General features: G+C 65.7%; 29 protein-coding genes. 6 read left to right on the top strand and 23 right to left on the bottom strand.

Annotation, left to right across the window (positions count from 1 at the left end):
- Nucleotides 1-10: 10 nt before the first annotated feature.
- The 22 genes from H288_RS0127140 to H288_RS0127035 all read right to left on the bottom strand — a co-directional run bounded on the left by H288_RS0127140 (nt 11) and on the right by H288_RS0127035 (nt 7660).
- Nucleotides 11-262 carry a hypothetical protein gene (locus H288_RS0127140; protein WP_020095720.1) on the bottom strand — a complete coding sequence of 84 codons (252 nt, stop codon included), beginning with the start codon at nt 260-262 and terminating at the stop codon, nt 11-13.
- Entirely contained in the window at nt 249-476 is a 228-nt protein-coding gene (locus H288_RS0127135) for a hypothetical protein (RefSeq protein ID WP_020095719.1), read from the bottom strand. The genes H288_RS0127140 and H288_RS0127135 overlap by 14 nt, the downstream gene beginning before the upstream one ends.
- Nucleotides 466-732, bottom strand: a complete 267-nt coding sequence (locus H288_RS0127130) for a hypothetical protein (protein ID WP_020095718.1) — start codon at nt 730-732, stop codon at nt 466-468. The genes H288_RS0127135 and H288_RS0127130 overlap by 11 nt, the downstream gene beginning before the upstream one ends.
- A complete protein-coding gene (locus tag H288_RS0127125; protein ID WP_020095717.1) occupies nt 729-1067 on the bottom strand; it encodes a hypothetical protein in 339 nt (112 codons plus the stop codon). Before H288_RS0127125 ends, H288_RS0127130 begins: the two co-directional genes overlap by 4 nt.
- A complete protein-coding gene (locus H288_RS0127120; RefSeq protein ID WP_158684244.1) occupies nt 1064-1288 on the bottom strand; it encodes a hypothetical protein in 225 nt (74 codons plus the stop codon). The genes H288_RS0127125 and H288_RS0127120 overlap by 4 nt, the downstream gene beginning before the upstream one ends.
- 47 nt (nt 1289-1335) lie before the next feature.
- Nucleotides 1336-2427 (bottom strand): ATP-binding protein, encoded by a 1092-nt coding sequence (locus H288_RS0127115; protein WP_020095715.1) that lies wholly within the window; start codon nt 2425-2427, stop codon nt 1336-1338.
- A 68-nt stretch (nt 2428-2495) separates the two neighbouring features.
- A complete protein-coding gene (locus H288_RS0127110) occupies nt 2496-2762 on the bottom strand; it encodes a hypothetical protein (RefSeq protein WP_020095714.1) in 267 nt (88 codons plus the stop codon).
- The gene (locus tag H288_RS0127105) at nt 2759-3067 is read right to left on the bottom strand and encodes a hypothetical protein (protein WP_020095713.1); all 309 of its coding nucleotides are present in this window, start codon (nt 3065-3067) and stop codon (nt 2759-2761) included. The genes H288_RS0127110 and H288_RS0127105 overlap by 4 nt, the downstream gene beginning before the upstream one ends.
- An 18-nt stretch (nt 3068-3085) precedes the next feature.
- Complete coding sequence (locus tag H288_RS32895) at nt 3086-3343, bottom strand: DUF3310 domain-containing protein (RefSeq protein ID WP_043713203.1); 258 nt, start codon at nt 3341-3343, stop codon at nt 3086-3088.
- Nucleotides 3344-3398: 55 nt separating this feature from the next.
- The gene (locus H288_RS0127095; RefSeq protein WP_020095711.1) at nt 3399-3650 is read right to left on the bottom strand and encodes a hypothetical protein; all 252 of its coding nucleotides are present in this window, start codon (nt 3648-3650) and stop codon (nt 3399-3401) included.
- Entirely contained in the window at nt 3637-3918 is a 282-nt protein-coding gene (locus H288_RS35275) for a hypothetical protein (protein ID WP_158684243.1), read from the bottom strand. The genes H288_RS0127095 and H288_RS35275 overlap by 14 nt, the downstream gene beginning before the upstream one ends.
- Entirely contained in the window at nt 3918-4322 is a 405-nt protein-coding gene (locus H288_RS0127085) for a hypothetical protein (RefSeq protein WP_020095709.1), read from the bottom strand. Before H288_RS0127085 ends, H288_RS35275 begins: the two co-directional genes overlap by 1 nt.
- Nucleotides 4319-4552 (bottom strand): hypothetical protein, encoded by a 234-nt coding sequence (locus tag H288_RS0127080; RefSeq protein WP_020095708.1) that lies wholly within the window; start codon nt 4550-4552, stop codon nt 4319-4321. The genes H288_RS0127085 and H288_RS0127080 overlap by 4 nt, the downstream gene beginning before the upstream one ends.
- A 9-nt stretch (nt 4553-4561) precedes the next feature.
- Complete coding sequence (locus tag H288_RS0127075; protein ID WP_020095707.1) at nt 4562-4771, bottom strand: hypothetical protein; 210 nt, start codon at nt 4769-4771, stop codon at nt 4562-4564.
- Nucleotides 4772-4855: 84 nt separating this feature from the next.
- Nucleotides 4856-5017 carry a hypothetical protein gene (locus H288_RS35270; RefSeq protein ID WP_020095706.1) on the bottom strand — a complete coding sequence of 54 codons (162 nt, stop codon included), beginning with the start codon at nt 5015-5017 and terminating at the stop codon, nt 4856-4858.
- A 94-nt stretch (nt 5018-5111) separates the two neighbouring features.
- Nucleotides 5112-5333 (bottom strand): hypothetical protein, encoded by a 222-nt coding sequence (locus H288_RS0127065; protein WP_020095705.1) that lies wholly within the window; start codon nt 5331-5333, stop codon nt 5112-5114.
- A 1-nt stretch (nt 5334) separates the two neighbouring features.
- Entirely contained in the window at nt 5335-5589 is a 255-nt protein-coding gene (locus H288_RS0127060; protein WP_020095704.1) for a hypothetical protein, read from the bottom strand.
- Nucleotides 5586-5879 (bottom strand): hypothetical protein, encoded by a 294-nt coding sequence (locus H288_RS0127055; RefSeq protein WP_020095703.1) that lies wholly within the window; start codon nt 5877-5879, stop codon nt 5586-5588. The genes H288_RS0127060 and H288_RS0127055 overlap by 4 nt, the downstream gene beginning before the upstream one ends.
- A complete protein-coding gene (locus H288_RS0127050; RefSeq protein ID WP_020095702.1) occupies nt 5876-6187 on the bottom strand; it encodes a hypothetical protein in 312 nt (103 codons plus the stop codon). Before H288_RS0127050 ends, H288_RS0127055 begins: the two co-directional genes overlap by 4 nt.
- A gap of 3 nt (nt 6188-6190) precedes the next feature.
- Nucleotides 6191-6469, bottom strand: a complete 279-nt coding sequence (locus tag H288_RS0127045) for a hypothetical protein (protein WP_020095701.1) — start codon at nt 6467-6469, stop codon at nt 6191-6193.
- A gap of 43 nt (nt 6470-6512) precedes the next feature.
- Entirely contained in the window at nt 6513-6734 is a 222-nt protein-coding gene (locus H288_RS0127040; protein WP_020095700.1) for a hypothetical protein, read from the bottom strand.
- Nucleotides 6735-6856: 122 nt separating this feature from the next.
- Entirely contained in the window at nt 6857-7660 is an 804-nt protein-coding gene (locus H288_RS0127035; RefSeq protein ID WP_020095699.1) for a hypothetical protein, read from the bottom strand.
- Nucleotides 7661-9025: 1365 nt separating this feature from the next.
- On the opposite strand from H288_RS0127035, the gene H288_RS0127030 reads away from it, so the two are divergent.
- The 4 genes from H288_RS0127030 to H288_RS0127015 all read left to right on the top strand — a co-directional run bounded on the left by H288_RS0127030 (nt 9026) and on the right by H288_RS0127015 (nt 11407).
- On the top strand, nt 9026-9577 hold the full coding sequence (locus H288_RS0127030) for a hypothetical protein (protein ID WP_158684242.1): 552 nt from the start codon (nt 9026-9028) through the stop codon (nt 9575-9577).
- A gap of 98 nt (nt 9578-9675) precedes the next feature.
- Nucleotides 9676-10254 (top strand): dCTP deaminase, encoded by a 579-nt coding sequence (gene dcd / locus H288_RS32890; RefSeq protein ID WP_020095697.1) that lies wholly within the window; start codon nt 9676-9678, stop codon nt 10252-10254.
- A gap of 411 nt (nt 10255-10665) precedes the next feature.
- On the top strand, nt 10666-10986 hold the full coding sequence (locus H288_RS32885) for a helix-turn-helix domain-containing protein (RefSeq protein ID WP_020095696.1): 321 nt from the start codon (nt 10666-10668) through the stop codon (nt 10984-10986).
- Between the two features lie 178 nt (nt 10987-11164).
- Nucleotides 11165-11407: a hypothetical protein gene (locus H288_RS0127015; protein WP_158684241.1), complete on the top strand. Its 243-nt coding sequence runs from the start codon at nt 11165-11167 to the stop codon at nt 11405-11407.
- Here the strand turns inward: H288_RS0127015 and H288_RS32880 are convergent.
- Nucleotides 11338-11958 carry a recombinase family protein gene (locus H288_RS32880; protein WP_020095694.1) on the bottom strand — a complete coding sequence of 207 codons (621 nt, stop codon included), beginning with the start codon at nt 11956-11958 and terminating at the stop codon, nt 11338-11340. The two genes, H288_RS0127015 and H288_RS32880, sit on opposite strands and share 70 nt — an antisense overlap.
- Before the next feature lie 130 nt (nt 11959-12088).
- Between H288_RS32880 and H288_RS0127005 the strand changes: the two genes are divergently transcribed.
- Nucleotides 12089-12451: a hypothetical protein gene (locus tag H288_RS0127005; RefSeq protein ID WP_020095693.1), complete on the top strand. Its 363-nt coding sequence runs from the start codon at nt 12089-12091 to the stop codon at nt 12449-12451.
- Nucleotides 12448-12570, top strand: a complete 123-nt coding sequence (locus tag H288_RS36310) for a hypothetical protein (RefSeq protein ID WP_020095692.1) — start codon at nt 12448-12450, stop codon at nt 12568-12570. The genes H288_RS0127005 and H288_RS36310 overlap by 4 nt, the downstream gene beginning before the upstream one ends.
- Nucleotides 12571-12692 lie beyond the last annotated feature (122 nt).

The raw sequence follows: 12692 nt of genomic DNA, 5'->3' as shown, positions 1-12692 counted from the left end.
GTGTTACCGTCTAGGTAACTTCGGTCATGCCGGTCAGGACTACGGCCAGTTCAAATCTGTCCAGTTCGGTCATGTGTTCGTAAACCGATCCGTTGCGGATTGAGTCTACATCATACGTGTCTTCACTGCGGCTCTTTTGGCGACATACAATATAGATCTCTGTCGGGTTGCGGATCGAACGCATCTGCTGGGACATCATCCATAAGTCGTTGACCAGCTTATTGGCGCCACCGGACTCCCAGCGAAGGTCACGCACCCGCATCACCGTCCTCCGGGGGTGCGACGGGCTTCCAGCCGGCCGGCGTCCACTCGTCGAAGGCGACGTCCAGCACATCCGGGTTGGCTAGCAGCACGCACTTCAGCTGCAGCTTGCGGCCCAAATCCCGGACCATCTTCTCCAGCTGCGCCTTCATGGCGTCGTTCATCATCGCCGCGTCGTAGTTGATCTCCAGCTTGAACCCCTGCTCATTCTTCATCGGCATCCTCCGCGAGGTTGATGTTCATCTGGCCCGTGGCGCTCGACAGGCGCTTGCAGGCGAGCTTCACGGTGCGGGGGTCCTGCACCGCCAGGGCGAGCTGCGCGCCCATGCGCTTGGCCGCCTTGACCATCATCTGGTGGAGGGCGCGGCGCTCGGCGGGCGTGATAGCGCGGTTGTCGACGCGGACGACCAGCTCCAGCGAGATCGTCATCGACGGGTCGGTCGCGACCTTGTCGAGTTCAGCCTCGGTCATTCGGTTACCTCCGTGGGTAGGATCTTCCGCGGCTTCGTGGTGGTGCAGCGGTAGGGCTTCGGGTTCTCGGCCGGCTCCATGCCGGCGATGAATGCTGCCAGCTCCAGCTTCGACAGCCCGCCGGGCACGCCGCCGGCATGGAGCTTGGAGTAGAGGCCGTTGCGCAGCAGGCGGATGGCAAAGCCGCCCATCGTGTAGTTGCGGTCTGCCACGTCCCGGCTGCGGTCGATCACGGTGTAGGTGCGTGCCTCGGGCTCGCCGGGTATGCGCAACTGCTGGCTCTGCCAGCGTGCCGTCTTCGTGCTCTGGGTGAACACGAGGTCCCGGAATTTCATGGGTGCCTACCCTCCTTCATGGGGGCGATGAGCACGGCGGCTTCCAGTCGGGAGAGGCGCTCGGCGTCTCCCTCGTGGCCGCCTATCCGCATCAGGTCGAAGGTGCCATCCATGTTGTCCCAGACGAGGAAGGTGCGCCTCGTGCCGGGCTCGTGGATGTGCTGGCTGCGGCGGCCGTTCGAGCCGACCGGGTGGACCCAGGTCAGGTCCCGGAATTTCATGGTGTTACCCCGCTGGGTAAGGGGGAGGTTGCCCTCCCCCTCGCGCCTCACTTCTTGGTGCGGGTGTTGATGATCGCCTGCATGAGGGAGCTGTTCTCCAGCGCCCAGTCGCCGAAGTCGTCGGTGTCGACGAGCGACGGGTCCCGCTTGCAGGCCGCCTTGGCGAACAGGACGGCGAACTCCTTCGGCATCCGGTCCACGTAGGTGATGACCGCCTTGGCCTCGGTCTCCGTCACCCGGGCGGCGAGCTGGTAGCAGATCAGCATCTGCGCGGCCGGGTTGTCCTTGGGCAGCTTCACGCTGGTGGGGTTCGCCAGGATGTCCGCGTAGAGCGGCATCTCCTTCTCGAGCTGGATCGTGGCGAACAGCTGGGCCGACGCACCCGCGCCGATCATGCCGGCCGCCAGCTCCTTGGCCATCGGCGTGGTTGGGAGTGGCGCGCCCGGCCCGCCGGCGAACTGCATGAGCATGCGCCCGCAGTTGACGATCGAGCGGGGCGTGCACCAGGGGCCCTGCTTCTCCGGCACGCCATCCTGGAAGACGATCTGCGGGTTCTGGTTGACGAAGGTGCGGACCACCGGGTGGATGCCGTTGGCGCCGGCCCAGTCGTCCCAGGCCGTGAGGTCGTCGTCGACCTCGATCTCGAGGCGGCGGTTGATGAGGTGGTCGAGCTCCTTCGTGGAGCCGGAGCGGTCGCTCGACTTGTTGCCGGCACCCCAGACGCGCCAGGCCTCGGGGATGAAGTGCGTGCCGAGCCGGCCGGACAGCATCGCCTCGCCGAGGATCTTCTTCACGTCGACGTCGGCCTTGTCCATCTCGTCGATCAGGATGATGCCGCCGTCGTATTCGTGGATCCGCTTACCCTCCCTGGTAACGAACCAGTAGGGCTCGGTGTAGCGGCTCTCGGCGCGCCCGTCGGGGGTCTCGACCGGGATGAGGTAGCCGCCGGCGTCGGGCACGTTCATGTTGCCGGCGTTGATGACGACGATCCCGAAGTTGCCGCCCTTGGCCGCCTGGAGCAGCTCGGGGGCGCTCTCGATCACAGTCGACTTGCCGCGGCCGGGCGACGAGCGCAGGTACACCGACACCTTGGCGTCGTAGAGGGCGACGATCGCGTTCTGGAAGTCGTTGAGCTTCATGGTGGTTTCGTCCTCGTGGGTGGGTTGGTGTTCAGCCCCGTGGTGGCGGGGATCGTGATAGCGGCGCGTCAGGCGATCGCCGCGAAGATGCTCTCGATGGCGTCGACCGTGTCGTCGTTGGCCGGGGCCACGGCGCGCACGTCGCCCTCGGCGCGGAACACCGCCTTCTGCTGGTGGCGCGGGAGCTGGTCGTAGAGGGCCCGGTTGACCGTGCAGATGTTGGTGGTGCGATCCACCGTGCAGAGCATGTCGCCCGGCAGGGATGGCACGAAGCGGGTGAGGCGCGCGTGGGCGTGGCCCGGGATCACCTTGGCCGGGTTCAGCTGGAGGCTCATCGTGGAGACTTTCGTGCGTCGGAGAGGAGCATCCACACGCAGTTACCCTTCGAGTAACCCTGGGTGTGGTCGCGGCGTCTGAGCGTGTGCCCCTCGGGGCAGTCGCCCATGTCGGCGTGGAAGGCGGCGAAGCGCTCCCAGGCCGGGTCGTAGCCGAGGCCGCGCTCGCCCACGTAGGGGTAGCCGGCGGCCTTGGGGTTGTTGGCGTTCGCCTTCATGCGGGCCCAGCAAGCGTAGGCGCGCGAACCGGTCAGGCGGTGCGAGGGGCGAAATCCCCGCACGCCCTTCTCAGCCGTGCCGGCCATGTTACCCGGGTGGGTAGATCAGCGCGGCGGGAGCGGTGTGATAGCGGCGAGGTCGAGCTTCTTCGACTCCAGCTCGATGAGCAGGTCGATGAAGTGCCGGGCCTTCTTGAGGTCGGCGATGCCGTTCTTGGAGCGCCAGCGGGAGACGTACTTGATGACGTTCCCCTCGCAGAACGGGATGCCGTTCGCGTGGATGTACTCGACCGGCTGGATCGGCAGGTCCTTGTAGTGGGATCCGCCCTCCTGCACAGTCAGTGCAGATGGTTGCTTGGTCACGTCTGTCCTCGACTGGGTGGGGTTTCGATAAGCCGGTGGTGGCGGCTAGGTTCTACTAGATGTTGTGGTGCTTGGGGGCAATAGGCTTCGACCCCAATCCGACGAGGAAGCTCCGCGCTTCGAGCAGGGTCATGTAGACGTGGGGGCCAGCGTCGACGCCGACCTCGATCTCGCACCCCTTGCTGCCGGGCATCCAGAACCGCAGGAGCCGGCCGTCTTCCAGGGCCAGCGCGGCGTACTTGGTGTTGCAGTTGCCGTCGATGTCCGGCACGTCGTAGGGCTTCCAGGGTAGGTCACGGATCCGCATCGGTCGGCGCCTCCTCGCTCGGATCCTTCGGCTTACCCGGGCCGGTAATCGCCCAGATCAGGTGGGCGCGCAGCTCCATGATGGAGTGGACCACGGTGTCCCGGGTGTGGTTGGTCGTCGGGCTCGGGTATTCGAGCACGCGGTACTCACCGGGGTGCCGGCGATGATCGACGGTCAGAACACGGCCATCCTCGACGTTGATCCTGGCATAGGGGTTGCCAGTGCCGTTTTGCCAGTCGAGTGGCCACCAGGGGTCACGGGCGCCCATCAGAACACCCCCAGGAATCGCCTACGCGGGGCGCTGGCGGGCTTGAAGGCGATCAGCTCGCCAAGGGCCTCGAAGCCGGCCTGCCGCTCCTCACGCGCCTGGATCGCCAGCTCGCGGGCTTCGAGCGCGGCCTCGCGCTTCTCCAGCACCTCGTGCCGGGCGAGCAGGTCGTCCTTCACCCCCAGCAGCGCGTCGTGGACCCGCTTCACGGCGAGCACGAACCCGTCGGGTTTGTAGGTCGGCACGCCGTCGACGAGCACGGGTGTGACGCCCAGGCTCTGGGCCAGCGCCGTTACCTCGTCGGTAAGGGAGTGCTTGGCGCGGCGGCGTGATAGCGGCTTGGGTTCGTCGGTCGGTGGCGGCAGGGTCGCGGCACCGAAGGCCGCGGAGACGGGGTCGCTCATGTGGTGGTGTCCCTCTCAGGTGCGGGGTCGAACGCCTCGAGCACGGCCGCGAGCTCCAACTCGGAGAGGTCGCGCTGGTCGAGCTTGTTGGTGTCGTGGCCGAGCACGTCGTAGGCCCGGTCCTCGGTGACGTAGGCGGTGAAGAGCAGCGCGGTCCGCCGGTGCTTGAGGGGCTGGGACATGCTGTAGGGCTTGTCCCCGTCGGTCCAGCGGATCTCGCTCGGCTTCATCGCTTACCCTCAGTGGTAACGGGACTGCACCGTGATCCCCATGTCGGGGCGCACGGCCTTGATCGTCTCGATGTAGGCCAGCTCCTCGCGGGCCGTGTCGAGCGTGGGGCTCAGGTATCGCACCAGCTCCAGCTCGTGCCAGCCGCCCAGGTTGTCCTTGAACCAGACCCGCATGCCGGCCTGGGTGTGCTCGAAGTTGAGGGTGAGAGCCTTGGACATGTCGCCTCTCCGGACGATCGCTCTGTGTGGTGGTGAGCGGTCGTTGGGAGAGGCCGGCACTCGGTGTGAGCGCCAGCCAGGGTGTCAGGCCGCCATCTCCGCGCGCCGGTCGTACCAGTCGTAGTAGGCCATCGCCTCCGGCGTCGGGTGGTTCGCCCGCAGGGTCAGGCGGGCCGACACGTAGGGGCCGTACTCGGCCTCCAGGGCCGCCAGGTACGCGGCGAATGCCGCGATGAACTCGCTCATCTCGTTACCTTCCGGGTAATCGTGGGTGGGTCGTCATGCCGGCGCGCCGCGGTGTGGTGGTGCGGGCGTGTAGGCATGTGGGCGTGATAGCGGATCAGTCCTCCTCTGCGATCTCGTTCAGCTGCGCCAAGCATTCCTCTATGCTCGAGGCGCCCAGCACATAGTCCTCGATCACGCCCAGCACGCTAGTGCGTTCGAGGGCGAATGGGCTGTCGAAGCGAGCCAGCACCCCTTCGGCTGTCGAGATCAGATAGGCCACCTCGACTGCGTGCTCGGGCGTGCAGCTGAACTTGCCGTCCTTGGATGTGAGCGCCATCTCAGTCCTCCCTGAACCGGCGCCGGTGCGCCTCGAAGTCGAACACGGTGTCGTCGCGGTAGTCCCGCTCGGTCACGTAGGGCTTGCCGGTCGCGACCCAGCCGGTCGGCACCCGGCGCAGGTGGCCCTTCTTCTCCAGGCGCTTGAACCGCCCGAGGTGCTCGGGGCTCTGCGGGTTGATCGGTCGGAGCGCGGCGGCCGCCAGCAGCTTGTGGGTCTTGGGTCGTCGCGTGCCGTCCGCATAGATCCGGCTCACGGTGTTACCTCCTTCGGTAAGTCGAGGTTGATGATCGAGCCCTGGTGCGGGTCGACGTGGTGCGCGGACAGCATGGTCCGCACTTCCAGGGGTGTGAGGTCCTTGTGGTGTGTCCAGGCACCCTCGCCGCCGTAGCGTGGGTCCTGCGCGGAGCAGCACTCGCTGTAGACCCAGCGGCCAGCCTTGAGGTGTCGCCAGACCCGAGCACGCCTGCCGTCCGGCCGCAGCAGGTACTGCGACTTCTCGTATTCGTCGATCGAGGGGTGGAACGTTAGGTCGCGCAGCCTCATGGCTCGGCCCGCTCGAAGATGAGGGGGTTGTCGGGGTCGGCGTGCGGGACCATGGGCGCGATGATAGCGGCTAGCTCCAGCTTGGTGAGGCCGGTCTTGAAGTCGTCGTTGCCCAGCTCGCCGAAGAGCATGAAGCCCCACTCGTCGTTGGTGAACTGTACGGCGAAGCCGATGCACCGGCCGCCCTCGTTGAGGTACTGGGACCGGTTGCCCTCGCGTTTGGCCTGGATGCGGGAGGGGTTCTTGGACACGCGGTACTGTCCGAACCGCTCTCGCTTCCAGCTCCACTGCAGGTCACGGAAGCGCATGGCTTACCCGGCCCGGTAACCGGCCGGCGCCTTCACGAAGCGGCGGGACACCGGATCGCGCCACCGGCGGGTGCGCTCGCAGAAGAACGGCTCGGGCTGGGCGGCCGCGATGAGCACGGGCTCCAGCCAGCTCGGGGCCGGGGCGGGTGCCGGCGTGACGGCGCGCAGGGGTCCCGGCGTGTAGGCATGCCGGGGTGTCGGCACGAAGACGCACACCAGGATCAGCCCGGCGGTCATGAACAGGCCGTAGGCGATGATGAAGTCGAGGTGGGGGATCAGCATGGGTGTGGCTCCGGTGGTGGGCGGAGGTGGCGGTTACGGTGTGTCAGGGTGTGGGGGTGTTACCCTCGGGGTAAGCGAGGGCGAGCAGGCAGGCGCGCAGCTCCAGCGCGGTCTGGCAGGTCATCAGCAGCTGGCCGCCGGTGCCATAGGGTCTGTCCCACACGCGGTAGTCGCCGGCACGTTCCGGCGTTGCGACGGTGTGAGGCTTGCCCTTGATCGTGATCTCGAAGGTGCCGGGATCCTCCTCGCCGGAGTTCCGGCCCACGCATGGTTTGGTGGGCAGCGGCCACCATTCAGCGTCAGGTGCAGGCATGGTGCGTGAGCCTCCATACAGGTGGCGCGCCGGCCCCGTGATAGCGGAGCCAGGCGCTTACCGGTGCGGGTAACTCAGGCGGCCTGGGCGGTCAGCGCGGCACGGCGCTGGGCCTGCAGGGCGAGCTCGCGGTCGCGCTCCACCTGGGCGGCCTCGACCTTCACGGTGAACTGGAGCGCGCTCACGCGGGCCCGCATGTTCTCGATCGCCGAGTCCAGCTCGGGCGAGGGGCGGGGGGAGAGTTCCTCCGTGCCGTCCTTGAGCTTCTCGAGGGTCTTGAGGCTGGCCGACAGCACGCGCAGCTCCCGCTCGTTGTCGGTCTCCTCGGCCTTGGCGTTCGGGGACACGTGCTCCTTGATCTCGTCGTTCGTGAGGGGGGACTCCCCCTGCTCGACCTGCTTGCGGGCGATCAGCACCAGGGCGTCGTAGGCCGAGAGCTTCGTGTCGGTGTTGCCGCGCAGGATCTCCCGGGCCCGGCTCAGCGTGTCGAACCCGTCGACGGGGGTGCCCTTCAGGGCGAGCGCGCCGCACTTGGCGATCGCGTTGAGCTTGGAGACTTGGGCCTTGAAGGAGTTGGTGTTGGTGTCGCCGCGGTCCTTGCCTCCGTCGTGCTTGGCCTGGGTGCGGGCGTCGCCGAACGCCTCCCAGATCTTGTGCACGTCGGTCGACTTGTCGTTGGCGTAGTTCGGCTGGATCCAGCCCTCAGCGGCGGCCTTGGCCACCTCCATCGCCAGCTCGGGCCGGGAGTTGGCGCCCTGGCCTTCGGCGGTGCCGAGGTTACCGGCGCGGGTAAGGAGATCGCCGAGCAGCGGCGCGGTGTTGGACTGCTGGACGTCGGCAGCCGAGGTGGAGACGGACTTCGCCTGGGAGCTGGCCATGGGGATACCTCCGCCACGCGTCAGGGGACGCGGGTCACGTGTTGGGCTCAGGGTGGGCCGGGCATGTGGTGGTCCCGGTGTTCGGTGCATGTCGCGAGTCGGGCTCGCTGACAAGCCCCGTCGATGCGCGGATTCAACTTACCGGCGAGGTAACCCCGCGCATCGAGGGGATTTGTCTGGTATCGCACAGAAGGGGAAATTGCGGAGAGGCCGGATAATTAAATCGTGTAATGTTTTCAATGACTTAGCGGCGCGTTTATATCTATTTGTGAATAGTCGGAAAACAAGAGGACACACACATGTGGGGTTTGGGGGCTCCCGAACCTCCCGGTCGCTGTCGCGCACGCGGTGTATGTCGTTCATCTAAAAAATAATAATTAATTTACAAATACATATAGAATTAGAGAGTAAGAGGGGGGTCGCTGGCGCTCGGCCTCACTTATTCTGCCGTGCCTCACACCCCAACACCCTCGCAACTAGCACTATCGTGCTACTGTGGCTTTTATGCCACATTAAGCAAGGGGCGTGCCAGTTACCGTGGCGCCGCAGCCACATTGAAGGGCCGCGGCGCCGCATGGTTGTGTGTTTCTAGGATGTGAGGGCCGGCATCATGGCGTCCTTCGGAGACGGTCTAGGGGCCTAGCATCCTCCCCGCGCCTCTGACGCGCGGATCGTTGGGTAGGGTGCCCCGCAGCTCGATCCCGCACCAAGCCTGGCAATTGCAAAGGGTGCGGCGTGTCGAGCGCCTTCTCACATCCCGCAAGCCTGCCCTTGTTCTGCCCGAACGGCATCCTGCGCCTGTCCCCCTCAAGTCACGATCCCGTCACGGCGCTCGATCCGCCGTTCCTAGGGTGCGTGGCTTGAGTGTTGTGGGGCTGCGCATTGCTACCGCTGCACTACTCTCAGCTTGCGTGGGTCATGCCCTTTCGGGGTTTAATCGGTCCATGCCCAGACCGTGTCGGGTTGTAAGGTTACCACCAAGGTAATCTCGCCGACTTCCTATTCAGTCCACCCTCGCAGCCGGGAAGTAACTTCCCATACTTTCGCCTCGTCTCCCCGCTCGATCCGGGGTTCTTAGAGGCTAGGTTCCGCTAGGCGGTGTCAAAGAGCAGTGTAGGGGGTCGCCCTACACTATAGGGTCCGGCACTTACCGGCCAGGGTAACCCCACCCCACCCCCCTATCGGACCAACGGGGGGCCGTACCCCCCACCCCTTTATTTGGGTACTTGAAAAATATATTTGACTAAAATTCCAATATTACACTTGACCAATACCCAGGTAGTCTATACTTACACTGTAAGGCCACCACCACTCTGGCCTTTCCCACCCCGACAGCCCAACATCTCCGAGGACGAAGGGACTACCGTGCTCAAATCATCTCAAGACGTGCCCCACCTGCCTGGGGTCTACGCACTCATCCACCGCGCCAGCGCGACGTGCTTCGTCGGCCCCAGCGGCGACCTCCACCAACGCTGGATAGTCTGGCGATCGATCCTCTCCCGGTCGCTCGCCTCGAAGCGCCGACGCGGCTTCCCGGACTTCCCGGTCGAGGAGTGGGAGTTCAAGATCGTGCTCGCGCGCGAGGGTCTGACCGAGGCCGAGCTGACACAGGCGGTCGCCCACACCATCGACCGGGCCCGCAAGCAGGGGATGACAGTCGTGAACCGCGCTGCCAAACCGCCCCGTGCCTACGTGCCTACACAGAAGTTCGACAAGCGCGCCCACACGCTCAGCCAGATGCCGGTGCAGATCCACGACGAGCACGGTGTGGCGATCACCTACGCTGAGGCGGCCGAGCAGCTCGGGCGCAGCGTCGACGGCGTGAAGGAGGCCATGAAGCGCGCCAGGTCCACGCTCCCCGACGGCGTAGACGCGATCTCGATCGACAAGCTGTTCCGGCGCGTCCGTCGGATCTGATTGCCGGCCCGGCGCACCCCTGGCAGAATCACCTCGACCGGCGCGGACACCACCCGCCACGCGGCCCGGCCGGTCGAGCCCCCACCCTAGAGGAACGCATGTCCATCCTGCCCGACTTCCAGATCCGCAACCTGCGGGCCCTCGAGCCGCGCGTCGAGAACCCCTGGTACAAGCTCCCCCGCTACGTCCTCGAGCCCTGGTCCGAGCGGTCCAAGCACCGCGGCATGAGCTACGGCCTGTCCATGGCGGGCTACGACATCCGCGCCGCCGAGACGGTCACCCTCGGTGCCGGCACCGGTTGGCGAGCCGTGATGAACGCCGTGCGCCACCGGGTTACCGACGAAGGTAATCCGAGCTCGTTCTCTCTTCTGTCATCCATCGAACACTTCGTGATGCCAGACGACGTCATGGCCATCGTCCACGACAAGTCGACCTGGGCGCGCGAGGGGCTCACCGTCCAGAACACCGTGATCGAGCCGGGCTGGCACGGCCACCTCACCCTGGAGGTGAACAACCAGAGCCACCGCAACGTCACCATCCATGCCGGCGACCCGATCGCGCAGATCGTGTTCCACCAGCTGAACGCGAAACCGCAGCGCACCTACGACGGAAAGTATCAGGGACAGTCGGCCGGAGCTGTCGCAGCGCGGTATGAAGGTCACACCGAGGCCGCGTGAGAAAACTGTGAATTAAAAATTAACCCACCCCCTCACCCCTTGCGGATGAGAACGAAACAGGAACATAGTGCGTTTCGGAGGCCGCTCCACCTGTCAAGTGGGGCGGCCTTCACCGTTTTGGGATCAGCCGCAACTTGTGAGTGAACGTATCGAATCCGACTGAAACTGGTCTAGTCTCAGACTGAACCTGCTCGAACCTCGACAATATTGCAGCAACGCATAAGTAGTTGTGAGGTCGTTCATGTTACATTCAACGCTCGGGAGGGGGTGTAAAAATGATTGTAAGCAGTCGGGAACTTTTACGAAGCTCAGGATATGCTGCTTGACACCAGTCCTGCTGGAGAGCATTAGCCAGATACGGATTGACCACCACTCAGATCCGGGCTGCTCCTAGTCAGGGACAACCGAACAGTGACCACCACCCAGGAACTTAAGGCCGGTACCGCGTCCACCACCGCGGTTTCGGACGAGCGGCGCAACCTGCTGGAGAAGCTCGGCCTCATGCACGAGGTCGACGTCTGCACCCTGTGCAACGTGAAGAGCGAGACGCTCTGGACGTGGCGCAAGGAGCAGCGCGGACCCAAGTTCGTGAAGCTCGGGCGCGAGATCTGCTACCGCGTCGACGACCTGCTCGCTTGGATCGCGTCGAACGTGGTCGAGTTCATGCAGGCCGAGACCCCGATGCAGTTCCCGGCCCCGGCCAACGACTCCGCCGCGGCAGCCGCCGCCTAAGCCCACACCCCCACCTGTAGGCATGTAGACGCGTCCACCACCGCGCCTACATGCCCGAGAGATCCGGCCCCCACGGGGACCGGGTTCCGTGCGGTCAGCCCTGTGGCGGGGTCCGAGCGCGGGAACACGAGGGGCCGCGGCCGCAGCTCCTCGACCATTACCCACCCAGGTAATCATCATGGATTGGCCGACGTCCGCACTGGGGATCTGTGTGATCCTGTGCTTCACCCGCGTGTGGCTGATCCGCATGGACGCCGCGCAGCGCGAGGCCGCCCTCGCCAAGATCATGGCCCTGCGCGCACCCCGGGCGCCGACGGTCACCGAGGCGCACCCGAAGGCCGGCATCGCCGTCTACGGCAAGTCCTGCTCCTGCCCGGCCTGCGCCGCGGTGAGGGCCGCCGAGCTCGGAGACGACGCATGAGCCGGCTCCGCCTTCGCCATGAGCCGGTGGGCGCTGCTGGGGGCGATCCCCAGGCGCCGGGCAATCTGCCGGTGGTTGAGGCCCTCGTCCTGCAGCCGGCGGACCTCCTCCGGCTTAATCGTTGGCGGCCGACCCTTGTACTTGCCCTGTGCTCGGGCGCGCGCAATGCCTTCCGCCCGGCGTTCGCTTATCAGATTGCGCTCGAACTCGGCGAAGACCCCGAGCATGTCGAGGAATGCTTTTCCCGACGCGGTGGATGTGTCGATGTGCTGGTCGAGGACCTTGAGGCTGGCGCCGCGCTCGCGCAGCTCTCGCACGATCTTCTGAAGATCCTCGACGCTACGGGCGAGCCGGTCGACCTTGGTCACCACCAGGGTGTCGCCCGCCCGCAGAAACGCGCGAACCACCTCAAGCTCGCGACGGCCGGCGATGCTGGCGCCCGAGACCCGCTCATGGCGGACCACCTCGCACCCGGCACGGCGTAGGGCCTCGATCTGCCCGTCGAGGTTCTGGTCGTCGGTCGAGACGCGGGCGTAGCCGATCAGGGCCATTTTATCCTCTGAGGTTCCTAGATCTTCATCGAGCATACCGCTCGATAATTCAGACGCAACCTAAATCGGACCAGACCCGATCGGCACCACCTGGGTGCTCGAATAGGGAGGTCCCAAAAGGAGCAGCCCCGTGAAGCGCTACCGCAGCCACAAGGTGGTCGAGGCCGCCAAGATCATGGGGATCGACCGGCCGAACGATCTGGTCATCACCGATGACAACGAGCGCCACCGCCTACCACTGACCGGCCTCCGGGCTGAGCCGGGCTGGTACTTGGTCCGCTACGCTGACGGCTACCTGTCGTGCTCGCCGCCCAAGGCCTTCGAGGAGGGGTACGCGGAGATAGACGCCGACGGCATCCCGCTGCCGGCCGACACGAAGGAAGCGCTCGCCATGGCGCTCGGGGCGCACCGCTACTTCCAGAAGTACGAGCCGCACCGCCTCAACGACAACAGCGCCACGCCGCCGGAGAAGCTCTACGGGGCCGGCCTGTGATCCGCCTCTTCGAGTTCCACTGCCAGCTCGCGCTGATGCACGTCGCGCTCCTGCAGATGCAGGCGCGCACCTATTCCGAGGTGGTTACCGAGTGGGTAACCGGAGGGCCGCGCCCGTGATCGTCCGACTGCTCGCCCACGTCTTCATCGCCAAGGCCCAGGCCAGCCGGGCCCGACATGAGAACCACGAGCTGCGCCGGCGTGTCGGCGTGCTGGAGATCCAGTGCTCCCGGATCCGGGAC

Origin of the sequence: Methylobacterium sp. 285MFTsu5.1, assembly GCF_000383455.1 — a bacterium.
Taxonomy (GTDB): Bacteria; Pseudomonadota; Alphaproteobacteria; order Rhizobiales; family Beijerinckiaceae; genus Methylobacterium.
Note: the sequence above shows the minus strand (reverse complement) of the source record. Positions and strands in the feature narration are given on the sequence as shown.